Here is a 26,676-nt window from a genome sequence, read left to right on the forward strand (position 1 = left end):
TTAATTGAATATATGCTATCGGCGTTCCAAAAGAACAACGTTCTCTACATGTGGCGTATGTGGGAACATATCAACAGGTTGAACGGATTTTACACGATAATCTACATCCAATAAAGCTAAATCACGAGCTTGCGTTGCTGGATTACAACTCACATATACTATCCGATTTGGAGCGGTATCTAAAATAACCTTAACTACATCTTCATGCATACCGGCTCTTGGTGGATCTGTAATAATCACATCAGGTTTACCATTTTCACTCACAAAATCAGTCGTTAACAGGTTCTTCATATCTCCTGCATAAAATACAGTATTATGTATTTGATTGATATGACTATTGTTCTTAGCGTCCTCAATTGCCTCTGGAACATATTCTATACCAACCACTTTTCTCGCCTTTCTTGCAACAAAATTAGCTATAGTTCCCGTCCCCGTATACAAGTCATATACAAGTTCATTGCCTGTCAAGCCTGCAAAATTACGAGCTACCGTATACAGATGAAGGGCTTGTTCCGTATTAGTCTGATAGAAACTCTTGGGACCTACTTTAAATTTTAAGTCTTCCATCTGTTCGTAAATATAGTCTCTCCCACTATACAATGTCAAATCCAAATCACCAAAAGTATCATTACCCTTCTGATTATCAACGTATAATAAAGACGTGATTTCTGGGAAGCGCAGCTTTATATGCTCCATCAAATCCAAAGCAATAGCTTCATCCCCTTCATTATCAAAGTGGAATTGAACCAATACCATCCATTCCTGAAGATTAGAATTTCTAATCATAATATCACGCAAAAGCCCTGTCTGTGCCTTGATATCATAAAAGGAAATATGATGGTCGATACTATAAGAATAAATCTCATTTCTTATAGTGTTGTGGAAATCATCCATCAATACGCATCTTTCTATAGGATAAATCTTATCAAACGCACCGTTTACATGAAAGCCTATCGCATTCATGTTATCATACACAGTACCACAAGCAATCTCTTCCCTAGTCAAATAGCGCTTATTAGAACATCCAAATTCCAATTTATTACGATATTCGAATATCTCTACGGATCCCAAAATTGGATTAAATTCAGGCAATTCAACTTTGCCAATACGTGACAACTGGTCATAAACCTGCTGTTGTTTTGCTTCCAATTGCTTTTCGTATGGTAATATCTGCCACTTACATCCTCCGCAAATGCCAAAATGAGGACATTTGGGTGAAGTTCTAACCTCACTCAATTCAACAAAACGCTCTACCCTACCTTCACAGTAATGATGTTTCTTCTTAACAATCTGTATGTCCACAACGTCACCCGGCACACAGAAAGGAACAAATACAACCATATCATCTATATGGGCAATACATTTCCCTTCTGCTGCAACAGATTCTATTTTAATCTTCTCAAACTTTGGTAAGGGTTTTGATCTTCTACTCATAATGCTTTTTTGGATAGATGCAAAGGTACAAAGAAATAGATGAATTACGCGTTAAGAGTACAATAATTCCAAAATAACTTTCAAAAAAATAGAGGTTGCCATCTTCATGACAACCTCTATATGTCTTATAGAAATTCTATTTAATTATTTCTTAAAGAAGTCTTTAACGGCCTCATTAGGAACCATACGTTCATCAAACATGTAAGCACCAGTCTTCGGGCTTCTTACCATTTTGATAACTTTAGAATATGCACGACCATCCGTAGAACCTTCATGGAGGGTAGCGACCGCTTTCTTTGCCATATTATCTTAGCTGATTAAATGTTACTTAATTTCCTTATGAAGAGTCATCTTCTTCATGATAGGATTATACTTCATCAATTCAAGACGCTCAGGGGTATTCTTGCGATTCTTGGTTGTTACATAACGGCTTGTTCCGGGAAGGCCGCTATTTTTCATTTCAGTGCATTCAAGAACTACCTGAACTCTATTGCCTTTAGCTTTCTTTGCCATGATAATTATTCTCCTATAACTTTAATGTCTTTCCAGTCGCAGTATCCTTTAGATACAGCCATTTTCAAAGCAGAGTCCAAACCTACTTTATTAATGAGGCGAAGACCTGCAGCACTGATTTTAAGACTAATCCAACAATCCTCTTCTACATAGTAGAATTTTTTGCTGAAAAGGTTAACATCAAAGCTTCTCTTTGTACGATGCTTTGAGTGAGACACATTACAACCTAACTGTGCCTTCTTTCCTGTAATCTGACAAATCTTAGACATTGCTATCTTTTAATTTTGATTTCGTTTTTTGATACTTATTCCAAACAGGGTGCAAAATTACAAATATTTCGCGAATATCCAAAGTATTCGAGTAAAGAATCTATCCATTTAAGCTTTTTTATTTAATTTAGCTTTATTATCATAGTTTCCAACTCGCTCTCTGAGCAGTTTAATCTCTCGAAAACTCTTTATCAATATGTTCTTTACAGTAATCTAAGAAAAGGTGTAATGCCTTATTAGTTGCAATCGCTAAATTGATGTCTCTACCAAAATCATCTTCCAATTTGAATGTGCGTACATCATCCTTAGCACCATAACCAATCCAAATAGTACCTACAGGGATTTCCGGTGTACCACCACTAGGCCCCGCAATACCTGTTGCTGAAATTGCATAATTGCAGTCCAAGGCCTCACATGCACCTTTAACCATTTGGATGGCAACCTCTTCACAGACAGCAGTCTTTTCTTCCAACACATTAGAATCTACATGTAGAAGATTTATTTTCACCTCGTTGGTATAACTAATAATACCACCTTTAAAATAATTGCTTGCACCGGGTACGGCAATAATAGCCTCTGCAATTCGCCCTCCGGTACAACTTTCTGCCGTACAAAGGGTTTTGCCATTATCATATAAATACTGCTGTATCTCTTTACTTAAAACTTTGCTTTCTAATTCCATGGGTTAAATTCTATTTTACCTTTATTTATTTAAATGTTACTTTGGAGAAGGCAGGCTTGTCTATAGAGCAGAATTCCTTATCAAGATACTTGTAATAGCCTGTAATACCTATCATCGCAGCATTATCGGTCGTATAACTGAATTTAGGAATATAAATCGTCCAACCATATTTTTCAGCATGCTCACGGAATGCATTCCGCAATCCATTATTAGCACTTACACCACCTGCAACGGCAACATGTGTAATATGGGTTTCTTTAACTGCCATTCTCAGCTTCTTCATCAGAATATCTACAATTGTATATTCTAGACTGGCTGCAATATCTTCCTTGTGATTCTCAACGAAGTTAGGTTCTTCCTCAACCCATTTTCTCAAATTATACAAGAACGAAGTCTTTAAGCCGGAAAAGCTATAATCCATTCCCGGAATGTTAGGTTCAGCAAAACGATATGCATGAGGATTACCCTGCCTAGCCAACCTATCTATAATCGGTCCACCGGGATAACCTAATCCCATCACTTTAGAACACTTATCAATCGCCTCACCGGCAGCATCATCAATAGTCTGTCCCAATACTTCCATATCATTATAGGCATTTACTCTCACAATCTGTGAATTTCCGCCTGATACCAACAAGCACAAATATGGGTAAGGTGGCTGATTATGGTCATTCTCATCTTCACGAATAAAATGAGCCAATACATGTCCTTGCAAGTGGTTTACATCAACCAATGGAATATTCAAGGAACGAGCGAGCCCCTTGGCGAAGCTCACTCCTACCAATAATGAGCCCATCAACCCCGGTCCTCTGGTAAACGCTATCGCATTCAACTGTTCTTTTTTGATACCAGCTCTGGCTATAGCTTGTTGAATAACAGGCACTACATTCTGCAAGTGTGCCCTAGAAGCCAGTTCCGGTACTACCCCACCGTATGCCTTATGCACCTCTTGCGATGCCGTGACATTACTAAGTAGAATATCATTTCGTAGAACAGCAGCCGACGTATCATCACAACTGCTTTCTATACCTAATATATATATATCCTTATCTGTCTCCATCTTTTTACCCTTAGTAAGTTAAGATCTCAACTCCATGCTCCGTCATTACGAAAGTATGCTCCCATTGAGCTGATGGCAACTCATCTCCTGTGATAACTTCCCAACCATATTCATCCTCAGCATCTATGAAAACTTTCCACGTTCCCATGTTAATCATTGGTTCAATCGTGAAGACCATACCGGGTACTAATAGCATTCCGGTTCCTTTATGCCCATAATGTACCACATCAGGTTGCTCATGAAAGTCAAGTCCAACTCCATGACCGCAAAGATCTCTCACTACTCCATAATGATATTTCTCTGCATGTTTCTGGATAGCATGACCTATATCTCCGACAAAGCTATACGGTTTAGCTGCTTCAGCACCAATTTCCAAACATTCCTTGGCAACTCTTACCAATTGCTCTTTCTCCGGCGTTGTCTTACCTATGATAAACATTCGAGATGCATCTGCATAATAGCCATCCAAGATAGTTGTCATATCCACATTGATAATATCGCCCTCTTGCAACACATCTGTCGTCTTCGGGATACCATGACAAACCACCTCATTGATACTTGTACAAACACTTTTGGGGTAGCCCTCATAATTCAGGCATGCAGGAATGGCATTGTGCTCTTTGCAATATGCCATACATATATCATCGATTTCTTGCGTATTCATTCCTGCATGAATCTGCTTTGCAACTTCATCCAGCACACCGGTATTGACAACACCGCTCTTACGAATACCTTCTATCTGTTCAGGAGTCTTTATCAACTCACGAGTTGGCACTTCCTTTCCTTTGTTTTCCCAATACATCACTTGCTTATCCAGTTCGGTAACAGGCTCACCGGGTATGCAATGCCATCGCTTTTTCCTTTTAAGCATCATCATTTCTAAATTTAAATCAGAGACAAAGGTAATAAAAAACTATCAATACCCTTTTATTAGTCCTCGTTATTTCATCCAAAATGTGATATATTTTTAATTTTGCAACGCATCGTATTTATATCCTCAGAGGCACATGCGGCACTTTACCTAATGAAGCATTGGTAAATGCAAGGATATGCTTATCACTAGTTCCACAGCATCCTCCAACGATGTTAACCAGTCTTTTGTCCATGAAATCCACTAGTTGTGAAGTTATCGTTTCTACTGCCTCTTCAAATATTCCTTGTCTATTAGGAGTTCCCGCACTAGGACACACACTGATATAGTAAGAAGTTTTTGTTGCTAATTCGTATAAAAACGGTGTCATACTTTGGGCTCGAAAACAATTCAAGCCGACAGAAAATATATTATACGAAGCCACCCCTTGCAAAAACTCTTGTAATGATTGGCCAGCCAAAATGCGCCCAGTCCCCTCATCCAACGTAACACTTAACATCAATGGGATGCACTTACCAAAATTCTTCATCTCCACTTCTGCCGCCTCAATGGCTACTTTCACATTTTCTAAGTCTGTAATCGTCTCTATGAGAAGCAAGTCTACCCCGCCCTCCAATAATGCTCCTATCTGCTCTTGATAGGCATCTTGTAATTCATTAACAGAAATATGGTTGGACAAACCATAGCAAGAACTTCTTTTATTTGTAGGCCCTATACTCCCGGCAACAAACCTTGGGCTATCAGGTGCAGAAAAACGATCCGCACATTTACGTGCGATTCTAGCACCTGCTAAAGTCATATCACGACTTTTATCAGCTATCTGATAATCACTCTGTGAGATACATTGCGAATTAAATGTGTTCGTTGTTATTATATCGGTACCCACTTTCAGATATCGACAGTGAATATCTTCTATAATATCCGGACGCACTAAATTCAACACATCATAGTTACCTAACAACGAACACGACGTATCTGGCAATTCATGGTTTCTAAAATTACCCTCTTTGAGATTGTAGCTTTGAATCATGGTGCCCATAGCCCCATCCATTATTAAGACTCGTTGCTTTACAATCTCATGTATATCCATTTTAGAAACGTTTGATGGCTCTATCCATTTCTCGTCGGTCTTCCTTCTCTTTCAAAGTCTGCCGCTTGTCAAACTCCTTCTTTCCTTTAGCCAAAGCTATATTGACTTTCGCTCTGCCATGTTCATCTATGAACATCAAAGTAGGTACAATGGTATATCCCACTTGTTTTGTAGCCTCGGTCAATCTATATATTTCTCTTTTGTTGAGCAACAGCTTACGGTCGCGCTTGGCCTCATGGTTGCTATACGAGCCATAGAAATAAGTGCTTATATTCATTCCTTTGACCCACATTTCTCCATTATGAATATAGCAGAAAGCATCAACAAGCGATGCCTTGCCCAATCGTATTGACTTGATTTCTGTTCCTGTCAGTACGATTCCTGCCGTATAGGTCTCCATGAAAAAATATTCAAAGGAAGCCTTCTTATTTCGTATTTGTATGGAATTCTTTTTCTTAGAATCCTTATTATCGTTCCCCATTCTTTCGAATTATTCTTGTACTATCGTGGCAAAATTATCTATATGGTCATCTATATAAGCTGCTACCATGGCCGTAAATTGCTCTTCGTTTTCCACGAAAGCATCATCGAACTGGTCAAACTCATCAAATTGCTCAAACAAAGCCATAAATTCATCGTCTGTACAATCGGCTTCTAACTTCTCATGATACTTCTGATACAGTTTATGACTCTTATTTAAGATCCTATATAGGTCTACAATTCCCCATTCGCGAAATGCTTTAGCAGTCGGATTATGATACATGAAATTTCCATATCCATTATGAATCAATTGCACAAAACCGCCATCCATCACTTCCTCGTGTAAATAATGGTAAGCAAGCAATGTGATTTGATCGCTATTCAGCTCCCCAATATTCTCTGCAGTTAACTCTCCTCCAATAACTTCACTGATCGCATTGACAAAAACAGATACAAATGTATCCATGCCGTTCTCGGCAGCTTCACGCAGCTTACTATCTTGTATTGTGACCTTTTTCATTCTTTATTATATGATTGATTTGCAAAGTTAAATAAAACTTCCGGTTTAGCATCCGCAATAACCATAGAATTTCATCACTGCTTGTTGGCAATAGCAGCTAGATTCCCATAAGCAAATGTTATTGCAAAGAATAGTGATTGACACTATAAAACATGTACGATTCTTTATTTCTATCAATATTGTTTATTTTACAAAGATACGATATATTGCAGGAAAAAGACATCTATTACGGTCAATTTGTCATATAAGCCAATTGCTGCAAGGGCGGAACAACACTACTGAAAAGGCTTGGCAGGCTTGCTGAAAGGTGGTGACAGCGATGCTGCGGAGCCTTTGCAATAAATCATTATCATCATTTTGGCATAACATTTGTAATAAAAATAAAGACAGGAAGAGTGCACTATGTACAAAAGAATCCTGTCCATAAAGATTTCACTATATAGACTTTAAGGTAAAAGGAGACAATTATATGACTAGTCAGTTTACACCAAGGGTATCAGAAATACTGGCATTCAGCCGCGAGGAAGCTTCTCGTTTGGCCAGTAGGTCAGTAGGACCTGAACACCTATTGCTAGGCATGTTGCGCGAAAAAGATAGTCCACTCATCAATATATTCCAACGCTTGCAAATCAACATTCAGTCTATCAAGATTGAATTAGAGCAAAGGGTACGTGAAGAAGAGGTTGGAACGCCTATTATTACAAGCGAGTTGGTATTGAACGAGAAAGCCAGTAACATTCTTAAACTTGCTGTTTTAGAGGCACGTCTGCAACATACGCAAAATGTAGATGTACAGCATCTGCTGTTAGCAATTCTGCACGACCAAGTAAACAACGGTGCCAAAGAAGTATTGGAATTCTACAATATGAACTATGCCGAAACCTTGGAACTTCTTCAAACACAAAAGACCGGTACACCAAATGTAAGAAATGGAATCGGCCTTTCGGAGGATGAGGAAGAAGATGAAAGCGAGCGTACTTTATCATCTCATCATAAGCAGAATACCTCTACCATACAGCAAAAGGCTTCGGGCGCAAAGACTCCCGTCTTGGATAATTTTTCCACCGACCTCACCCTAGCTGCAGCCGAAGGAAAGTTAGATCCGGTAGTCGGTAGAGAGACAGAAATTCAACGTGTCACAGAGATATTGTGCCGTCGTAAGAAGAACAATCCTATTCTTATCGGAGAACCCGGTGTGGGTAAGAGTGCTATCGTTGAGGGGCTAGCCCAACTCATCACGAACCGTCGCACAAGTCCGATGCTGTTTAATCGTCGTGTTGTCAGTCTTGATATGACAGCCATCGTAGCAGGCACGAAGTACAGAGGACAATTTGAAGAGCGCATACGTGCGCTGCTCAAAGAATTGGAGCAGAATCCCGACATCATCGTGTTTATTGACGAAATACACACACTCATTGGCGCAGGAAGTACTCCGGGAAGTATGGATGCCGCCAATATCATGAAACCGGCATTGGCTCGTGGTGTCATCCAATGTATCGGTGCGACTACTCTTGACGAGTATCGTAACAGCATAGAGAAGGACGGTGCGCTCGAAAGACGTTTCCAAAAAATACTTGTAGAGCCTACAAACGAAGAACAAACACTGCAGATTCTACAAAATATCAAGGATCGTTACGAACAGCATCATCAAGTAAACTATACAGAAGATGCGCTACAAGCGTGTGTCAAATTGACAGAACGATATATTACTGACAGATTTTTCCCAGACAAAGCCATTGATGCTCTCGACGAAGCAGGGGCTCGTATCCATCTGCAACATGCTGTAGTGCCACCTGAGATTACTGCCAAAGAAAAGGAAATTGCACTTATCAAGCAAAAGAAACAGAATGCAGTCAAGAATCAAAATTTCGAACTTGCTGCCAGCTATCGCGACAAACAGACCGAATTAGAGGCAGAGCTAGACAAACTAAATAACCAATGGGCTAGCGGAGAAAATGCCGATAGACAAACCGTTACGGAAACAGAGATTGCCGGAGTGGTGTCATTGATGACCGGCATCCCCGTTCAGAAGATGGCAGAAGCAGAAGGTATCAGGCTCAAGAATATGGGCGAAGAACTCAGAACAGCTGTCGTAGCTCAAGATTCTGCCATCAATAAGATGGTGAAAGCTATTCAACGAAACCGTGTGGGACTCAAAGAACCCAATCATCCGATTGGTGTTTTCATGTTCTTAGGTCCTACCGGAGTTGGCAAAACCTATCTAGCCAAGAAGTTAGCTGAATATATGTTCGGTTCTACCGATGCCCTTATCCGCATTGACATGAGCGAATACACTGAGAGTTTCAACGTTTCCAGACTCGTCGGTGCACCTCCGGGATATGTTGGCTATGAAGAAGGCGGCCAACTGACAGAGCAAGTTCGGCGTCATCCCTACTCCATCGTATTGCTTGACGAGATAGAGAAAGCACACGGCAATGTCTTCAATCTACTGCTTCAGGTACTAGACGAAGGACGATTGACCGATGGAAACGGTCGATTGGTAGATTTCCGTAATACGGTCATCATCATGACATCAAATGCCGGAACAAGGCAACTGAAAGAGTTTGGACGGGGTGTAGGTTTCAATGCCATGGGCACCAACAACCTGAGTGTTGACGAAAAGGATAAAGAGTATGCACGCTCTATCATCCAAAAGAGCTTAAGCAAGCAATTTGCCCCGGAATTCTTGAATCGTCTAGATGAGATTATCACCTTCGACCAGCTGGATCTTGATGCCATCAAAAAGATTATCAATATTGAGTTGAAAGGCTTGTATAGCAGAATAGAAGCTCTTGGCTATCATTTACAAATCACTGATAAAGCCAAAGAATTTGTTGCTACAAAAGGTTACGATGTACAGTTTGGAGCCCGCCCACTAAAAAGAGCTATACAAAACTACATTGAAGATGGTGTGTGCGAACGCATACTGAGCGGAGAACTACAACATGGTGATACGATAAGCGTAGGTAAAAATCCGAATAAAGAGGAACTTACATTTAAATAATACAAAATAAAAAACGAGGATATAGTAAACCGCTATATCCTCGTTTTTGCTTTTAGTTACACCAATAAAAAGGTTATCTGCATTACAAGACTTTATATCTGGATTACAAGACTTTATATCTGGCAAACTTCAATAGCAGTAGTTTCGTGCCAGTATTGGCAAATTCAACTGTAGCCTTGGTATTTTCACCTTCTCCTTCAATTTTTTGGACGACACCGACACCAAATCTCTGATGCTCGATTCGGCTTCCGACTTGCAAATTATGCGCCATAGGCTGAGTGTGTTCTACAGGCTGTTGCACCGTACGAACAGGACGAAACGAAGGAGTATAAGCCGAGCGTGGCTTCTCTATTGGTTCGATTTGTCTTTGAGGAACCACCCGACGAGGTGCTTCAGAAATACGTCCCATTCCCTCATCTATAACGATGAAACGGGGATCTATGTCACGCAAGAATCTGCTAGGAACATCTGTCTCCAACTTACCGTAACGCCATCGATTCTTGGCACATGTGAGAATGCAACGCTTCTCGGCACGAGTGATAGCAACATATAGTAATCGACGCTCTTCCTCCAGTTCTCTCAGACTGTTTGTAGACATCGGACTTGGAAAGATGTTTTCTTCTAATCCAACGATAAACACCGTAGGAAATTCCAATCCTTTAGCCGCATGCACCGTCATCAAGTTAACCTTACTTCCATCTTCAGTTTCTTTATCCTGATAGAGAGCCACCGTCTGTAAGAAGTCAGGCAGATATACTCGTTCCTCAAGCCCCTCTTCACGATTGCCTTCAACAAACTCCTGAAGTCCATTGAAGAATTCTGTTAGGTTCTCTTGTTTAGATAAATTTTCAGTATCTTTACTAGCATAAATATCTGCACTGATACCACTTTCCTTGACGATTTCCTCACCAAGCATCATTGCATCAACTGTATTTAATTTGGAAGTAAAACGTTCTATCATCTGTGAAAAGGCTTCCAACTTGGTAAATACAGACCGACTCAATTCCAAACCACACGCATTTGGTTGGGTAATAGCCGTCCACAAGCTCACTCCTGATTGCTGCGAAGCTGCGATAACTTTCTGTAATGTAATGTTACCAATGCCCCTTGTTGGGTAGTTGATAATACGTTTAAAAGCCTCTTCATCATCATGATTGACTATCAACCGGAAATAAGCAATAATATCTTTAATTTCCTTCCGCTGATAGAAACTCATGCCTCCATAGATACGATAAGGTATATTGTATTTCAACAGTTCCTCTTCAAAACTTCGACTTTGTGAATTGGTACGATAAAGTATAGCAAAATCACTATACGCACATCTATCTTGCCGACGAATACGCATAATATCTTTACAGACTACAGCAGCCTCTTCCTTGTCGCTATATAGAGGTTTTAACAACAATTTCTCACCCGTATCATTTTCGCTAAATACATCTTTAGGAATTTGACGTTCATTGTGTTTAATCAAGCTATTGGCCGCTTGGACTATTCGTTGAGTAGATCTATAATTCTGTTCCAATTTGAAGAGTTTAGAATCAGGGTATATCTTATTGTATTCTAAGATGTTATCGATATTGGCTCCACGAAATCCATAAATGCTCTGCGCATCGTCTCCGACAACACAAACTCGCCTATTAGCTTGGGTCAACTGGAAGACAATACACTGTTGAACATAGTTGGTATCTTGATACTCATCGACTAAGACATACTGAAAACGGGTCGCGTATTTGGTACAGATATCGGGATGTTCAGCGAATAACCGATAGGTGATGACCAATAAATCGTCAAAATCCATGGCATTAGCCTGCAAACATCGCTGCTCGTAGATACTGAATATTCGACTAATTTCAGGCATACGTGCATCGCGGTCGCGCTCTATTAAAGTGCGATTTGCTGCATACTGTTGTGCCAATATCAGTTTATTCTTCGCCATGCTGATTCTAGCATGCACCGAACCCGGCTTATAGATTTTATCATCCAATCCTAATTCCTTGATAATCGCTTTGAGTAAAGAACGCGAGTCGGTTTCATCATAGATTGTAAAATTGGAATGATAGCCTATAATATCAGATTCTATGCGCAGAATACGGGAAAATACGCTGTGAAAAGTACCCATATTGAGCCGCGAAGCCTGCTCTCTACCCACGATTTTAGCAATACGCTCCTTCATCTCATCGGCCGCCCTATTGGTAAACGTGAGTGCCAAAATACTCCAAGGCTGGTAGCCTTGGCTAAGTAAGTATGCTATTTTATATGTCAGCACGCGTGTCTTACCAGAGCCGGCACCGGCAATGACAAGTTCTGGACCATCACAATATTCTACAGCATCACGCTGAGAAGGGTTTAATGCCGTTAAAAATTCATTTTCTATCATCATATTATCGAGAATACACACCACCGACTACAGTGCGTGGATTATAATCTTTACCCTCGGAAGGGAATGCCGGAATGAAACGCATGTTGTTCTCTATCTGTCGCTGACGCTTCCTCATATATTCACTAGGAGACTTACTGCTGAACTTACGGGGATTGGGTAATGTGGCAGCAATCAATGCACACTCGCCACGACTAAGGCCTATAGCAGTCTTTCCAAAATGATATTCCGCTACCGCATCGGCTCCATAGATACCATTGCCCATCTCTATAGAGTTCAAATAAACCTCCATAATTCTCTGTTTACTCCACATTAACTCAATGAGAGCGGTGAAATAAACTTCAAATCCTTTGCGAACCCAAGAGCGACCGGGCCATAGAAATACATTTTTAGCGGTTTGCTGACTGATTGTGCTAGCTCCCAACTTCCGCTTACCACCTTGTAGATTACGCCTTGCAGCCTTTTCTATAGCATCGTAATCAAAGCCATGGTGCAGCAAGAATCGCTGATCTTCACTAGCCATTACGGCAACAGGAAGATGCGGAGAAATCTTATCTAATGAAACCCAATGGTGGTGTAACTCTATGGAATCGCCATTCCCAACTTGTTGGAAACAGCGAATGAACATGAGAGGGGTAAAATATATTGGCAAGAAACGATAGACGACAACTGCCAATATTGTTGAAGCAAGAAAGGCTGCGATGCCCCAACGGATGACTTTCCAAATCAGACTCATTACAAATATTTATTCAAAAACAAATAATCGATTGCTATTGACAATACGAAAAAGGTTACCACAAACCGAAATATGTGGCAACCTTTCCTTTTTATGTTATAGTATGTTTACTCTTATCAACTCTATATTAATGTGACAAGGTTCCGTTATTTGCAGACTGAACCATAGCTTGAGAAGCATACATATATACCTCTACACGACGATTTTGTTGACGTCCGCTTGCTGTTGAGTTATCTGCCACAGGTTCAGAACTACCCTTACCTGTTACATTCTGGAACTGATTAGCAGCTACACCACAACTCTTCAGGTAAGAGACAACACTGCTAGCACGATTATTACTCAGTGGAATATTAATACCATCACTACCAGTAGAGTCGGTATGACCATAGATATCTACATAACAATCAGTATTGTTTTTCAGTACGGTTGAGAACTTTGCCAATTCATTTTTGGAAGTTTGATTCAGAGTTGCTTTGCCTGTTGCAAACAAGATACCGCTATCAAATGTAATCTTAACAGCCTTTAAGCCATTAGCATCGGTCACTTCTTCCACCTTAGCATTCTCTACTTGGGCTCTAGCTTCTTCTGCAACCTTATCCATGTGACGGCCAATGATTGCACCGGCACCTGAACCTACAGCACCGCCAATAGCTGCACCAACAGCTGTATTTCCTGCAATTTTACCAATGATAGCACCTAATACCGTACCACCACCGGCTCCAATCAGAGCTCCTGTACCTTGCTTAGTTGCACAACCAAATACTGTTAAAAGACACAAACTAAGTGTCATAACTTTCATTTTTCTCATAATCTCTTATCTTGTAAGTTATTTATATCATTATATTTCACAATGCAAAGATAGTAGTTTTTCGCTCAACCTCATGCGATAACCAACTTTTTTTCGTACTTTTGCGCTACAAATATAATTAGATATTTACATTAGAAAATAAGGGAAACACCTATTCGATAGTATAGTTTTCCCTAAAACATAATAAAACAAATAAACGATGGCGACAGAACTAAAAGATTTAACCAAACGCGCTGACAATTATAGTCAATGGTATAATGATTTGGTAATCAAGGCAGATTTGGCTGAACAAGCTCCAGTACGCGGTTGTATGATTATTAAACCATACGGATTTGCAATCTGGGAAAAAATGAAAGAGCAACTGGATAAGATGTTCAAAGAAACTGGTGCACAGAATGCTTATTTCCCACTTCTTATTCCTAAATCATTCCTATCGAAAGAAGCAGAACATGTAAAAGGTTTCGCTAAGGAGTGTGCGGTCGTCACCCATTATCGTCTAAAATCAAGCGAAGATGGTAGTAGCGTTGAAGTTGACCCTTCAGCTAGGTTGGACGAGGAGTTAATCATTCGTCCAACATCAGAGACTATCATTTGGAATACATATAGAAATTGGATTCACTCTTATCGCGATCTGCCTTTGATGTGTAATCAATGGTGCAACGTGATGCGCTGGGAAATGAGAACTCGTCCATTCCTCCGTACGAGTGAGTTCCTTTGGCAGGAAGGTCATACAGCCCACGCGACAAGAGAAGAAGCTGAAGAAGAAGCAAAGAAGATGCTCCATGTATATGCTGATTTTGCTGAGAATTGGATGGCTGTCCCTGTAATTCAGGGTGTAAAGAGCGAAACTGAAAGATTTGCGGGAGCACTAGATACCTACACTATCGAAGCAATGATGCAGGATGGTAAAGCTCTTCAAAGCGGAACAAGCCATTTCCTTGGGCAGAATTTCGCAAAAAGTTTTGATGTTACATTCTTAAATAAAGAAAACAAGCCGGAATATGTATGGGCCACTTCGTGGGGAGTTTCAACTCGTTTGATGGGTGCCCTCATCATGGTCCACTCTGATGACAATGGACTTGTGCTACCTCCAAAGCTTGCGCCGATTCAAGTTGTCATCATTCCTATTTCTAGAAATCAGGAACAATTGGCTGCCATTACAGAGAAATTAAATCCTGTTATCAGCCAACTTAAAGCATTAGGTGTTACCGTTAAGTTTGATGATGCAGACAACAAACGTCCCGGATTCAAATTTGCTGACTACGAACTAAAGGGTGTTCCGGTAAGACTTGTGATGGGTGGACGAGATCTAGAGAATAATACCATCGAAATCATGAGAAGAGATACACTTGACAAAGAGAATGTTTCTTTTGATGGTATCGTTGAACGTGTAACAAAATTGCTCGAAGATATTCAGTCAAACCTCTTGGAGAAAGCAAAGACTTATCGTGATAGTAGAATCACAGAGTGCGATGACTACGAGGTCTTCAAGGAAAAAGTTAAAGATGGTGGATTCTTCTTGTGCCACTGGGATGGAACAGAAGAGACTGAGGCTAAGATTAAAGAAGAGACACAAGCTACCATTCGATGCGTTCCATTTGCATTTGAACAAACGCCCGGAACAGACATGGTAAGTGGTAAACCGGCAAAATATCGAGTGATCATCGCAAGAAGTTACTAAACAAATAAAGGGATGTCAATTGACATCCCTTTATTTGTTTTATAAGATAATATCTTTATTTACCTTTGTAACTCTGCCATTCCAAATAGCCACCTTTTAGATTGATCACCTTAAAACCTTCTTTAGAAAGAAGATCTGCAGACATCATACTGCGCCTGCCACTTCTGCAATAAACATAACTCGTTTTACTTTTATCTAATTGTTTTTTTGCTTTTTCGATAAAATCAGACTGAGTAACATCTATATTCAGAGCTTTTTCAATATGTCCTTCGGCAAATTCTTCTGATGTTCTAACGTCTATTATTTGAGCATTCACATCTGATAGAGCCTTCTCGAAACTAACTGCATCCACCGTTACAATGGCATTTGCAGGGATATTCTTCTGTACGCAGGCGGCCCCTGTCAATCCCAAGAGAGCCGTCAACATCTTTATCAATTTACACTTCATATATTTTTTCTATTTGATGATGCAAATATAAGAAATTAATATGATACTACAGCAGAAACAAGCAAAGTTACTTTCGCTCGTCATCATTCCTATAGCGATAGTGGAACTATCAATTTTATTCCAAAATTACGCCCCATATTAAATACTCCGCGTCTCCCAGTTACATTGTTGATAGCTACATATTTTAGGCGATTTAGATGATTCTGATAAGCGCGGTCAAACACATTGTTCAGTGTTAAGATTAAAGTGGCAACCTTTTTACCTTTCACTTTAAAATCTGTACCAGCCGATAAGTTCAGTAAAGTATACGAAGGTGTTGCCGTCTCTGTCTCATCTGCCGCATAAAATGATTTTGTCGGAGATTACACTCCATAGATACTGCTGCATAAGTATTATCCCAAACCTTTCCATCATTGATAAAAGTATAGTTCAATTCATATGTCCATCGAGGTGCAGGAGTATAGGGTAAATACTTAGAATCCTTGGGTTGATGGGCTTGAACAGCATTAACATAGGAGAATGTATTCTCGAAATGCAACTTCCGAACAGGGTGGAAATCAATGCTAAACTCTCCGCCAAGAAGCCTTGCATTGCCTTGGGTGTACTGGTAAGTATCGTATCCTTCTGTCTTAACTCCATTTAATTTATGATTAAAAATAAAGCTGTCTATGAAGTTTGCAAACAAACTTAACTGGGTAGAAAGAAGCTTTGAGGTATAATCAAGGCCTAAATCAATTTGCCAACTATACTCAGGATCCAATTCTTTGTTTCCAATCACGTACTGAATAGTTCCTTCATGAACACCATTAGAAGCCAGTTCACCCACTGTAGGAGTACGGAAACCACGCGCTAAATTCAATTTAATAGCAACATCACCTACCGAAGTAGCTCCTACACTTCCGGTTAAACCAGAGAAATTACGCGATATTTTCTCAAAAACATCACCAAGTTTAAAGCTATGCAGATTTCGATTATCATATCGTAGACCTGCGCTGATATTCCAATTATCTATCTTTAGTCCTACCGTAGCAAAGGCTCCAATATCAAAAAAAAAAAATCATCACCTTTATTCAACGAACGCTGATACATACCATTCGTACCAAAGTTCCATCGCTAGCCACCGAGTTGTGGTACCTCGTAATGTACATCATAGTTGATGGTATGAAGCATGAAATCCAATCCCGGAGTAGTTGGAGATTCCTCGAATTCCTGCCTTCTATTGTGTTGGTATCCCACAATGAATTTCAGAGAACCAGAGCCAAGATACACCGTATTATCAATGACTGCTTTTAGGGTTTTACGTGTTGGAATGGCATCTCATCCTCAAATTCTCCGGTAGTCTCATCATGCTCACCTTCTACAATGCCCGGTTTAAGATAATAATAATCTATATTTAAATGTGAATATCCCCAACTACGATTAATTCCGAGCATGGTATTTATCCCCTTTTCCGTATATTGCGAATTCTTCACCTTACCATCATACTTATTTTGATATTCGCCTGCATACTTGTCTGAGAATCGGAAATTCCAAACAAAATCATTTTGATTACCAGCAAAATCAAGCGAATAATCACGCAAAGAATTATTGGATTGGTATTCACCGGACACATTAGCTCTCATTTCTCCCTTTGCCAATGCAGGAGCATCATGAAATATTAACACTCCGGCCATCGCATCAGAACCATACATTAAGCTCGCCGGACCCTTTCAATATCTCTACAGAAGATACGGTTTGCCCATCTATTTCGATACCATGTTCATCTCCCCATTGCTGTCCTTCCTGTCTTACTCCATCGTTAACTACAACTACACGATTGAAACCAAGTCCCCGAACCACAGGCTTAGATATTCCATTTCCAGTTGTAATCTCTGCAATACCGGACTGATGTGCCAAGGCATTGATGATATTACTAGACTGAGTCATCTGCAATTCACGCAGACTAACAAGCGTTACAGGAGTCGGCATCTCCTTCAATAATGCCTTACCAGTAATACCTGTCACAACAACTTCGTTGATCATAGCATTCGTTTCTTCCATCAAGAAATTTCTAACGTGGGTAGTTGTAAGGTCTATATTTTCCACTATAACTCGATGTCCAATGTAAGTAACTTGTACTGTTAACTTACGTTGTGGCAGATTGTCAAATAAATAATATCCTTTTTCATTTGTGGTTGCTCCTATATTTAATTCCGGAAAGGTAACAACAACACCTGTCAACGGACTACCATCAATGGCATCCGACACTTGTCCTGAGAGGGTGGCTTTCCCTACTACAGGGGCAGCTACTGTCATCATGCAGATATAGGATAACAATAACACTAATAAATTCTTCTTCATAATGCATGTATACTTTTGTTTATAAAAACTATCATTTCAATAGATTACAAACCTAGGAGGAGCACGCCTTGAAAAGAAAATTGTATAACCGGCAACTCTATTACTACATCTATCAATGCATTTTCCCAAATACTTATTGGTGGAAAATGCACTAAATAGGATAATCACTGGTATAAATAAGAAACTATGAAATTGACAAAGTGCGCAAAAATCTAGATTTCTTGCTTGAGAATCTAAATGACTTGCATGCTTGATATGATGTAAACAAGCTGCACACTCCTTTTCTGTTGCAGGTAGAGAAGAATGCACATGAACAGAAGACATGACTAATATCGGTGCAAAAGCCACCAATAATAGCCACGCCTCTAGTATTCTTCTTCGTGCCCTAATCCTGATAGTGCACAAAGGTAGAGAATTATTGCTATCTTACAAAGTAATTCTATACAAAACCATTTCTCTATCCTCTAATCATGGTCAATAACATCTTAAATGGCTTAGCGGCATGAACAGCGTGTCGCGCCCCACAAGGAATAATAAAAGAGTCACCTTTTTTTATAATATGTAAACTATCTTCGACAGTCAATTCCATTTCCCCTTCAATTACTTGAATAAACGCATCATAGGGTGCAATATGTTCAGAAAGTCCTTGTCCTTCATCAAATGAGAACAATGTAATACTCCCCATATCATTATGAATCAGCTCTTTCGACACCACACCACCTTCCGTATATGCTATAAGGTCACCTACAATGAAAACTTTTCCTTTTTCTACCTTTGCCATAACTCTATCATTTATTGGTTTCTATACATCTAATCCAACAAATTAAATGCCATGAAGTAAAAAAGGAGAATGTAGTAACAAATGTTACCAACCTACACAGATAGGCATAAAAAAAGCTGCTTATAAAGCAGCTTTCGTAGTCGGTACGAGAATCGAACTCGTATGCCAAGATTGAGAATCTTGTATCCTAACCGTTAGATGAACCGACCGGTTTGCATTAAGAACGGCACTTGCGGAAGGAGGGGGATTCGAACCCCCGGTACGGAACCCGTACGTCAGTTTAGCAAACTGGTGGTTTCAGCCACTCACCCATCCTTCCAAAGATTGGTTTTAAACCGAACTTACCAAGCATTGTTCTTAAATGCGGTGCAAAGGTAATGCAAATATTCAATATCACCAAAATTATTCTATAGTTTTTTATTGACTATTTCATTCTTTCCACTTTCTTACCATATAAGTATATAGAGGCATCAATAAAATGAGCCCGGTAATCACCGAGCTCATTATTATATATGTATTTGCCTACAACAATATTAGTCAAGCCACTTCACATAGCAGAAGTCTTGACGATGTGGCAGCTTCTCATTTTTAGGATACATACGAACACAAGTACGGAATGCACCAGCGTCGCTAGGTTCAATAGTAGCTTCGAAAGTATAAAGATTACCTTCATGCCCTACCATCTTAAATTCGCGAACACTATAAATCTCATGTTCATCGTCACTTTGGCTATTCTTTAGAATAACGAGTTCCAATCCTACAGCATCATTTAGACCTTGTTCATCGATAACATATTTAATAGTCGTCTCAACGCCAGTCTCTCCTCCATTCTCTATAAACTGTGTGTCTTTAGATACAACATGAATTGAATCCCAGCGTTCTGCCACAGTTTCCTTCCATGCTGCGATTTCCTTAGCTAGTTGATATCCATTTGCCAGCAATTTCTTAGAGCGTTCTGCTTCCTTCTGATAGAACTTCTCATAGTAATCATCTAGCTGTCGCTTCATAGTATAATGAGGTGCAATGGTCGCAATGGAGTTCTTCACCACCTTCAACCAAGCTTCGCTATACCCCTTCTTATTCTTATTATAATAAAGAGGTATAATCTCATTCTCCAACAAGCTATAGATAGTTGCTGCATCCAACTGGTCCTGATAGCCTTGATTATCATAGGTACGTTTCTGTGGCAGAGCCCAACCAGCACCCTCACGATAACCTTCTACCCACCAGCCATCAAGCACAGAGAGGTTTACAACACCGTTCATCTCTGCCTTTTCACCAGATGTACCAGAAGCTTCAAGAGGGCGTGTCGGCGTATTCATCCAAATATCAACACCCGAAACAAGTCGACGAGCCAACTGCATATCATAATCTTCTAGGAAGATAATCTTACCGAGGAATTCCGGACGTTGGCTAATTTCAAAGATTTTCTTTATCAATCCTTGTCCAGCACCGTCTGCAGGGTGAGCCTTACCAGAGAAGAAGAACAGTACAGGATGCTCTGGATCATTTACAATTTTAGCCAATCTATCAAGGTCGGTGAACAACAAGTGAGCACGTTTATAAGTTGCGAAGCGACGACAGAAACCTATCATCAACGCATTAGGGTTAATGCGCTCCAATAATGACACCACTCTTGAAGGATCGCCTTGGTTCTTCAGCCAAGACTCTGTGAACTTTTCACGTATATAATCTACCAACTTTTTCTTCAAAGTCATACGTGTGTTCCATATCTCATCATTAGGAACATCGTTGATAGCATGCCAAATATTCTCATTACTCTGGTCGCTCATAAATGAGGCATCAAAGTATTTGTCGTATACCTTACGCCATTCTGTCGCTGTCCAAGTTGGAAGATGGACACCATTGGTTACATATCCGACATGATTCTCTTCTGGGAAATAACCATTCCAGATAGGAGCAAACATCTTTTGACTTACCCATCCATGCAACTTACTTACGCCATTAACCTCTTGGCAAGTGTTACATGCAAAGATAGACATGCAGAAACGCTCTTCATGGTTATCCGGATTCTCACGTCCCATACCAATAAACTCATCCCATGAAATACCTAGACGAGATGGATATCCACCCATATATTTTCCAAATAAAGCCTCGTCAAAATAGTCATGCCCTGCAGGTACCGGTGTATGAACGGTATAAAGTGAAGAAGCACGAACCAACTCCATTGCTTGATTGAAGCTAAGTCCCTCGTCTACATAATCACACAAGCGCTGCAAATTACACAAAGCAGCATGACCTTCATTGCAATGATATACATCTTTCTTGATGCCAAGCTTCTTCAAAGCCAGCATACCACCAATACCCAAGAGAATTTCTTGCTTCAAACGGTTTTCCCAGTCACCACCATAGAGAGCATGTGTAATAGGCTTATCAAATTCAGAGTTCATCTCATTATCTGTATCCAAGAGATACAATTTGATACGTCCCACATTCATGCACCAAAGACTTGCATGGACTTGATAGTTCAAATAAGGTACATCAACAACCATCGGATTCCCATCCTCATTATAGACACGCTCGATTGGAAGCGAATTAAAGTTCTGCGCTTCATACTTGGCAATCTGCTGACCGTCCATACTTAACGACTGAGTGAAGTAGCCATAACGATACAAGAAGCCCACGGCACACATATCGACATTACTATCCGAAGCTTCCTTCAGATAGTCACCAGCCAACATACCAAGACCGCCTGAATAAATTTTAACTACCTGATTGATGCCATACTCCATACTGAAGTACGCTACCGATGGGCGCTCTGCATTAGGTTTCACATCCATGTAAGCACGGAACTTTGCATAAATGTCTTTCACCTTCTTCATCGTAGCCTTGTCTTTCACAATCTGTTCCTTACGGTCGTAACTCAAACGTTCCAACAATAACACTGGATTATGACCCACTTCTTCATAAAGTTTTGCATCAAGACTCTTAAAGAGATCGCGTGCCTCATAATTCCAAGCCCACCACATATTCTGAGCAAGCTCATTTAGACACTGTAGCTGTTCTGGAAGCCTTGATTTAATAGTCAGCTCTTTCCACTGCGGAGCATTCGTATAATCAGCTTTAATTTTCATAAAATATTTTATTATAATAATTTTATACTATCTTTTATCTATTCTTTCGAGATGCCGCTTTTGACAAAGCTATATCATAAGCGACCTTATAATAAGCAATAAACTTATCCCAAAGCGCTCTCTTCGACAGGTTACTTGCATGCATACGAGCCTTTCTCACGGTCGCATCATCAAAAGAGGCATAAGTAACTATCGCATTCTTAATATCATCAGCCACCTCCGAATAATTATAATCGGTTCGGTGAATCACCTCTACTCCATCAATTAACTTACATGGTTTACCTTTTTCTGCATTTGCCCACAGGCCAAACCCAGCTAAATCTGTCGTGATACAAGGCACCTTAAAGGCTATCGACTCTAATGGCGTATATCCCCAAGGTTCATAATATGATGGGAATACCGAAAGATCATTACCAGACACTACATCATAATAAGGCATATTGACAATACCATCATCGCCATTCAGATAACAAGGTATAAAAATCAACTTCACCTTATCTTCTACCCTATTTTGTATATCAAGATATCTAGCCATTCCCAAGACACAATCTTCTTGAGAATTATGTAACCAGTGAGTCAGCATCGGTTCCGGTAACGGAGTATCGTATTTCTTGCCAGAGTCCAATCGTTCTTTCAGATCTTGACGTACATCTCCTACCCAGCCGGGCACCTCTATAAACGCTATGACATTCTTCTGAAGATTCGTATCAAATCGCAACCTATTCATAGCTTCGATGAAAACATCTATGCCTTTGTTTCTAAATTCATAGCGCCCACTCGTAGCTACAAGTAAAGTATCATCTCCCAAATCTGTTCCCAACAAAGCATTGGCAATTCTCAACATTTTGGTTCGAACCTCTTTACGCTTCTTCGTAAAGGCAGCACCCTTAGGAACAAAATTGTCTTCAAATCCATTAGGCAACACACAATCTACTGGTCTGTCCAGCAGTTCTCGACATTCGGCAGCAGTAATGTCACTCACAGTCGTAAAACAGTCTACATTCATGGCTGCTTGTTTCTCTACCGAATGTTTACTTTGCATATTCAATTCCGCAGCCATCTGATCACCCTGATATGCTGATAGATATTCATATAGAGGTTTGTTATTACCGGCTATACTGCGACCGATACTTGTTGCGTGGGTCGTGAAAATGGTACCAACCTGTGGCAGATGCTTCTGAACATATAAAAGGCCTAAACAAGTCATCCACTCGTTACCGTGATAAATCACTTGCGACTGCTCATTTAAATAGAAATGGTAGAAACTTTCCACTACTTTAGCAGCAGCATACGAGAACATTGATGCCTCATCGTAATCGCCATAAGCATGGAGACTATCCACTTGGAAATCTTCCCACATTTGACTATATATATAATTCTTCTGCTGATAATATGGGGTAAAATCCACCAAGACGGCAACCGGACGACCGGGAATCATCCAGCGTCCAATACGAACGTGAAGCCCTTCTTGCCTAGCCTGTACAAGCCAATCGGCATAAATGGCATCATCTTCTTCAAAAAAAGGACTTTCTGTATCCTTCCAACAATCCGGGCCGATAAATATGAGTTGATCACCTAGCAGCGCTTGCAATGTTTTGGCACGCGTAGAAAGTACTGCGTATATACCACCAATTTTGTTACATACTTCCCAACTCGATTCAAATATATAATCGGGAAATCTTTTTTCTTTACTCATGATAAGTCTAATATCGCTTCAAATTTAATATAAATTATCTAATTTGACAACTTTAAATCCTAATATTTGATTAAACAGGCTCTTTTCTTGATGTAAACAATTATCTTTGCAATAATCAATTAGTTACACACGATGAAAAGAATATTTTCTATTTGGCTTTGTCTCACTTTTTCGCTCATCGTTTTTGCTCAAAGAGACAAGAACTTTCAAGGATATTTATACAATCAAGAATATCAAGTATATATATACATGAACTTCTATGATAACAATGTTTTGGTTAAAGATCAAGAGGTTTTCGGAGAACTCCCCGGTTATCTCGGAGCGATAAGAGACACTAGAAAATGGCTAATTATCAGCGCAGATTTAGTTTCTCCAAACACTGCAAATCTAGAAATATCAAATGATTATGGAAGCGAAGATCTTACTGCAACGTTGTCAAAAAGTAAGGATGGCAACTATATATTAACCCAGAAAAGTGGCAGTAACATCAAGATTGTAGTCAATCGGAAATGGGTCAAGCTCCCGAAATCACTCACTTTCGTCCTCCAAGAGTCCCCGCTCACCCGGTAGTATTTCTCTCATTTGCGTGCAACTAATCAAGGAAAATGAAGAATTATCGTATAATGCGAAAACTATCTGATAATGAGTGAAAAATGGAGTTAAACAGGTCGTATCTTGTCCGTGATGATGAGGGAAGTCTTTGGCTGAAGTTCAACAGGCAGAAGACAGGCGTACTTTGTCGTATCAAGTTGTAGCCCGAAGCCATCAGGATAATAGAGAAGTACAAGAGCGATGAAAGGGAAAGCCTATTGCCACAGATGAAATATGCCACCTATCAATCGTATCTTAAAGCATTGCGCCTAAGAGCAGGCATAGCCTTTCCCTTTACCACTCATACGGCAAGGCATACCTTTGCCACGCTCATTACCCTTGAACAAGGAGTACCGATAGAAACGGTAAGCAAGATGTTGGGGCATAGTAACGTGAGTATGACCGAGCGGTACGCAAAGGTTACGCCACAGAAGCTGTTTGTGGAGTTTGAGCGTTTCCTTTCTTTCACAGAGGATATGCAGATGAGCATTTAGCAATAGTAGCATTAAAACTAAAATCATGATGAGAAGTACATTCAAAACACTGCTTTATATCAACAGACAAAAGACTAAGGGAGGGCACATGTCTGTAGAAATATCAACAAGAGCATATTTACCTTTTGCTGACGCTCGACAAATCGGTTATAGGATAGTATATGGGGAAATTCGGAACGATGATGTTCACAAATCTCATGAAGATAGAACGTTTTGAGATCTATGTAATGAGACTGATGATACATGATGAGGATAGTCATTATTTCACTATCGCTCATTACACACGGACGGTTTCGGCGATGCTTACTAGACTCGTCTAACAGACGTTTTTGAGTTGAGGAGCAAAAAGCTTGCAGAATTCATCAAGAATACAGAATATTTCTATTAAATTTGTACTATTCATAGGAGTGGATATTTTTCGTTAATACTTTGATTATCAACTATAAAGATACGAAAAACATTCCACTCCTACAACTTTTTTGAAGAATTTCTTATACCGAACTCAGGTTATTTTATGAAGTTTAGTAAGAGAAGGCAGGCATTTATAATGCTCATGCCTTCTTATTTCGTAGGTACAACTACTTTCTTGACCTCAAAGTCAACCGATGAGTCGTTTGTATCGGAAAATCTTTTTCCATTAAAACGTCGAGTAATCATCTTGCCTGCACCAACGTCTATCTTATCATCAGCATTTTTGTAAACGCCATTCCAACCTTTGTCCAGAGTACCCGATATCGGGAATTCTTTTTCAGTAGAAGCTCCGTTAAACCTTACATTTACGGCGTCAACAACCCATTGGTTCGGTAAGAACATGAGAATTTGTGAATGTGAGTGATGTCCACTCTCGCTCCACATAACATAGCGTCCATATTTTGCCATCGGCTCTTCGATTTCTCTTAGCAACGCTTCATTTACTTTGGCATTGTTCATATTTTCTTTTATCTTCTCGATAGGTTCTGCCAAACGTATCAGCGCTATGGTGAAGTCTCGCTGAAATCCGAAAGATACATACTCATCGTCGTCTTCATCCCATACTCCGACTTTCGATTTGTCCTCTTTCATTCGTTTTTCCTGTTCTTTGTCGTTTTCCTTACAATAGAGGAACGTCATGTGTGGAACGTTTTCGTTACCATTCTGTCCCCATTCAAAGTCGGCTTTGGAAAGGTCGATCAGTTTTTCGATACCTTTGTATTTATCTGGAACTTCTCCATACTCTTTCAAATACTTCTTGTATCCTTCCGCATGATTGATGGCTCTCATGGCAATAACAATAGTTTTGCCTGCTTTTACGATGTATGGCATGCCACTTTTATCTTTTGGGAAACCAATCATGTTGGAAACGCCAAATGCTTTCTGTCTATAATCGCTATTAGGCTTTTCAAAGTTGACTTTGTCTACGGCGTTGTACTGACATAGTGCCAAAGCCATGTTCTCAAGACTTATGTCATGGTCGGTAGGGTTATAGACGGAAATAAACTTGTCATCCGTGTATTCAGATTTATTGCTGTAAGGTGTCTCCACGAAGTCTCCAGCATAGTAAATGTCTTTTATAATCAGGTCCGTACTTTCTGTCTCAGCGGTATGTTTCTTTCCTTCTGGTTGTCCGTCACGTGTACAGTTTGCGAAAAGCGCAATTGTTGCCAATGCGCATAGAATCATCTTCTTCATTTGTTTGTCTTCTTTATAATATTAATGATAGTTATTTA

Annotated in this window: 26 protein-coding genes, 2 tRNA genes and 1 pseudogene; 5 read left to right on the top strand and 24 right to left on the bottom strand. The window is 39.9% G+C overall.

Going from position 1 to position 26,676, the window contains the following annotated elements:
* Positions 1 to 15: 15 nt before the first annotated feature.
* The 10 genes from rlmD to HMPREF0671_RS05210 all read right to left on the bottom strand — a co-directional run bounded on the left by rlmD (position 16) and on the right by HMPREF0671_RS05210 (position 6,919).
* Positions 16 to 1,434, bottom strand: coding sequence for a 23S rRNA (uracil(1939)-C(5))-methyltransferase RlmD (gene rlmD, locus HMPREF0671_RS05170; protein ID WP_036897545.1), 1,419 nt, complete (start codon positions 1,432 to 1,434; stop codon positions 16 to 18).
* 144 nt (positions 1,435 to 1,578) lie between these two features.
* Complete coding sequence (locus tag HMPREF0671_RS11955; RefSeq protein ID WP_082721645.1) at positions 1,579 to 1,737, bottom strand: DUF4295 domain-containing protein; 159 nt, start codon at positions 1,735 to 1,737, stop codon at positions 1,579 to 1,581.
* Positions 1,738 to 1,758: 21 nt separating this feature from the next.
* Positions 1,759 to 1,947, bottom strand: a complete 189-nt coding sequence (gene rpmG / locus HMPREF0671_RS05175; protein WP_036897549.1) for a 50S ribosomal protein L33 — start codon at positions 1,945 to 1,947, stop codon at positions 1,759 to 1,761.
* A 5-nt stretch (positions 1,948 to 1,952) separates the two neighbouring features.
* Entirely contained in the window at positions 1,953 to 2,216 is a 264-nt protein-coding gene (rpmB, locus tag HMPREF0671_RS05180; protein WP_036897551.1) for a 50S ribosomal protein L28, read from the bottom strand.
* A gap of 169 nt (positions 2,217 to 2,385) precedes the next feature.
* A complete protein-coding gene (locus HMPREF0671_RS05185) occupies positions 2,386 to 2,898 on the bottom strand; it encodes a CinA family protein (protein WP_036897554.1) in 513 nt (170 codons plus the stop codon).
* A gap of 25 nt (positions 2,899 to 2,923) precedes the next feature.
* Complete coding sequence (gene tsaD / locus HMPREF0671_RS05190; RefSeq protein ID WP_036897557.1) at positions 2,924 to 3,958, bottom strand: tRNA (adenosine(37)-N6)-threonylcarbamoyltransferase complex transferase subunit TsaD; 1,035 nt, start codon at positions 3,956 to 3,958, stop codon at positions 2,924 to 2,926.
* Positions 3,959 to 3,968: 10 nt separating this feature from the next.
* The gene (gene map, locus HMPREF0671_RS05195; protein ID WP_036897653.1) at positions 3,969 to 4,832 is read right to left on the bottom strand and encodes a type I methionyl aminopeptidase; all 864 of its coding nucleotides are present in this window, start codon (positions 4,830 to 4,832) and stop codon (positions 3,969 to 3,971) included.
* Positions 4,833 to 4,947: 115 nt separating this feature from the next.
* The gene (locus tag HMPREF0671_RS05200) at positions 4,948 to 5,919 is read right to left on the bottom strand and encodes a homocysteine S-methyltransferase family protein (RefSeq protein WP_052052857.1); all 972 of its coding nucleotides are present in this window, start codon (positions 5,917 to 5,919) and stop codon (positions 4,948 to 4,950) included.
* A gap of 1 nt (position 5,920) precedes the next feature.
* Entirely contained in the window at positions 5,921 to 6,400 is a 480-nt protein-coding gene (smpB, locus tag HMPREF0671_RS05205; protein ID WP_036897560.1) for an SsrA-binding protein SmpB, read from the bottom strand.
* A 9-nt stretch (positions 6,401 to 6,409) separates the two neighbouring features.
* On the bottom strand, positions 6,410 to 6,919 hold the full coding sequence (locus HMPREF0671_RS05210; protein ID WP_036897563.1) for a DMP19 family protein: 510 nt from the start codon (positions 6,917 to 6,919) through the stop codon (positions 6,410 to 6,412).
* 469 nt (positions 6,920 to 7,388) lie between these two features.
* Here HMPREF0671_RS05210 and HMPREF0671_RS05215 point away from each other — a divergent pair, with 469 nt between their 5' ends.
* Entirely contained in the window at positions 7,389 to 9,923 is a 2,535-nt protein-coding gene (locus tag HMPREF0671_RS05215) for an ATP-dependent Clp protease ATP-binding subunit (RefSeq protein ID WP_036897566.1), read from the top strand.
* Between the two features lie 103 nt (positions 9,924 to 10,026).
* Here HMPREF0671_RS05215 and HMPREF0671_RS05220 read toward each other — a convergent pair whose 3' ends face one another.
* From HMPREF0671_RS05220 to HMPREF0671_RS05230, 3 genes are all read right to left on the bottom strand, one after another.
* The gene (locus HMPREF0671_RS05220) at positions 10,027 to 12,300 is read right to left on the bottom strand and encodes an ATP-dependent helicase (RefSeq protein ID WP_036897659.1); all 2,274 of its coding nucleotides are present in this window, start codon (positions 12,298 to 12,300) and stop codon (positions 10,027 to 10,029) included.
* A gap of 4 nt (positions 12,301 to 12,304) precedes the next feature.
* A complete protein-coding gene (mtgA, locus tag HMPREF0671_RS05225; protein WP_036897569.1) occupies positions 12,305 to 13,036 on the bottom strand; it encodes a monofunctional biosynthetic peptidoglycan transglycosylase in 732 nt (243 codons plus the stop codon).
* A 127-nt stretch (positions 13,037 to 13,163) separates the two neighbouring features.
* Positions 13,164 to 13,844, bottom strand: a complete 681-nt coding sequence (locus tag HMPREF0671_RS05230) for an OmpA family protein (RefSeq protein WP_036897572.1) — start codon at positions 13,842 to 13,844, stop codon at positions 13,164 to 13,166.
* Positions 13,845 to 14,043: 199 nt separating this feature from the next.
* Between HMPREF0671_RS05230 and proS the strand changes: the two genes are divergently transcribed.
* Positions 14,044 to 15,525, top strand: coding sequence for a proline--tRNA ligase (gene proS / locus HMPREF0671_RS05235; protein WP_036897574.1), 1,482 nt, complete (start codon positions 14,044 to 14,046; stop codon positions 15,523 to 15,525).
* A gap of 55 nt (positions 15,526 to 15,580) precedes the next feature.
* On the opposite strand, the gene HMPREF0671_RS05240 is transcribed toward proS, so the two are convergent.
* The 10 genes from HMPREF0671_RS05240 to HMPREF0671_RS05270 form a co-directional block, all read right to left on the bottom strand.
* The gene (locus HMPREF0671_RS05240; protein WP_036897578.1) at positions 15,581 to 15,973 is read right to left on the bottom strand and encodes a rhodanese-like domain-containing protein; all 393 of its coding nucleotides are present in this window, start codon (positions 15,971 to 15,973) and stop codon (positions 15,581 to 15,583) included.
* Positions 15,974 to 16,268: 295 nt separating this feature from the next.
* Positions 16,269 to 17,015 carry a TonB-dependent receptor domain-containing protein gene (locus tag HMPREF0671_RS12645; RefSeq protein WP_369793928.1) on the bottom strand — a complete coding sequence of 249 codons (747 nt, stop codon included), beginning with the start codon at positions 17,013 to 17,015 and terminating at the stop codon, positions 16,269 to 16,271.
* Positions 17,016 to 17,086: 71 nt separating this feature from the next.
* On the bottom strand, positions 17,087 to 17,209 hold the full coding sequence (locus HMPREF0671_RS12650) for a hypothetical protein (RefSeq protein ID WP_369793925.1): 123 nt from the start codon (positions 17,207 to 17,209) through the stop codon (positions 17,087 to 17,089).
* A 53-nt stretch (positions 17,210 to 17,262) separates the two neighbouring features.
* On the bottom strand, positions 17,263 to 17,646 hold the full coding sequence (locus HMPREF0671_RS12655; protein ID WP_369793926.1) for a hypothetical protein: 384 nt from the start codon (positions 17,644 to 17,646) through the stop codon (positions 17,263 to 17,265).
* A 4-nt stretch (positions 17,647 to 17,650) separates the two neighbouring features.
* Positions 17,651 to 18,313: a carboxypeptidase-like regulatory domain-containing protein gene (locus HMPREF0671_RS12660; protein WP_369793927.1), complete on the bottom strand. Its 663-nt coding sequence runs from the start codon at positions 18,311 to 18,313 to the stop codon at positions 17,651 to 17,653.
* A gap of 457 nt (positions 18,314 to 18,770) precedes the next feature.
* Entirely contained in the window at positions 18,771 to 19,094 is a 324-nt protein-coding gene (locus HMPREF0671_RS05250; RefSeq protein ID WP_036897580.1) for a cupin domain-containing protein, read from the bottom strand.
* A gap of 137 nt (positions 19,095 to 19,231) precedes the next feature.
* Positions 19,232 to 19,303: transfer RNA gene (locus tag HMPREF0671_RS05255), tRNA-Glu, on the bottom strand.
* A 24-nt stretch (positions 19,304 to 19,327) separates the two neighbouring features.
* Positions 19,328 to 19,413: transfer RNA gene (locus HMPREF0671_RS05260), tRNA-Ser, on the bottom strand.
* A gap of 214 nt (positions 19,414 to 19,627) precedes the next feature.
* The gene (gene glgP / locus HMPREF0671_RS05265; RefSeq protein ID WP_036897582.1) at positions 19,628 to 22,189 is read right to left on the bottom strand and encodes an alpha-glucan family phosphorylase; all 2,562 of its coding nucleotides are present in this window, start codon (positions 22,187 to 22,189) and stop codon (positions 19,628 to 19,630) included.
* A 34-nt stretch (positions 22,190 to 22,223) separates the two neighbouring features.
* A complete protein-coding gene (locus HMPREF0671_RS05270; RefSeq protein WP_036897584.1) occupies positions 22,224 to 23,885 on the bottom strand; it encodes a glycosyltransferase in 1,662 nt (553 codons plus the stop codon).
* 132 nt (positions 23,886 to 24,017) lie between these two features.
* On the opposite strand from HMPREF0671_RS05270, the gene HMPREF0671_RS05275 reads away from it, so the two are divergent.
* From HMPREF0671_RS05275 to HMPREF0671_RS12200, 3 genes and pseudogenes are all read left to right on the top strand, one after another.
* A complete protein-coding gene (locus HMPREF0671_RS05275) occupies positions 24,018 to 24,455 on the top strand; it encodes a hypothetical protein (RefSeq protein WP_036897587.1) in 438 nt (145 codons plus the stop codon).
* An 83-nt stretch (positions 24,456 to 24,538) separates the two neighbouring features.
* Positions 24,539 to 24,970, top strand: a pseudogene (locus tag HMPREF0671_RS05280) (site-specific integrase); the annotation flags it as partial.
* A 161-nt stretch (positions 24,971 to 25,131) separates the two neighbouring features.
* A complete protein-coding gene (locus tag HMPREF0671_RS12200) occupies positions 25,132 to 25,290 on the top strand; it encodes a hypothetical protein (protein WP_156958366.1) in 159 nt (52 codons plus the stop codon).
* Positions 25,291 to 25,531: 241 nt separating this feature from the next.
* On the opposite strand, the gene HMPREF0671_RS05285 is transcribed toward HMPREF0671_RS12200, so the two are convergent.
* Positions 25,532 to 26,638 (bottom strand): DUF4876 domain-containing protein, encoded by a 1,107-nt coding sequence (locus tag HMPREF0671_RS05285; RefSeq protein WP_036897590.1) that lies wholly within the window; start codon positions 26,636 to 26,638, stop codon positions 25,532 to 25,534.
* Positions 26,639 to 26,676: the final 38 nt, after the last annotated feature.

This window comes from Prevotella sp. S7 MS 2, from assembly GCF_000762865.1.
In the GTDB taxonomy this organism is placed as follows: Bacteria; Bacteroidota; Bacteroidia; order Bacteroidales; family Bacteroidaceae; genus Prevotella.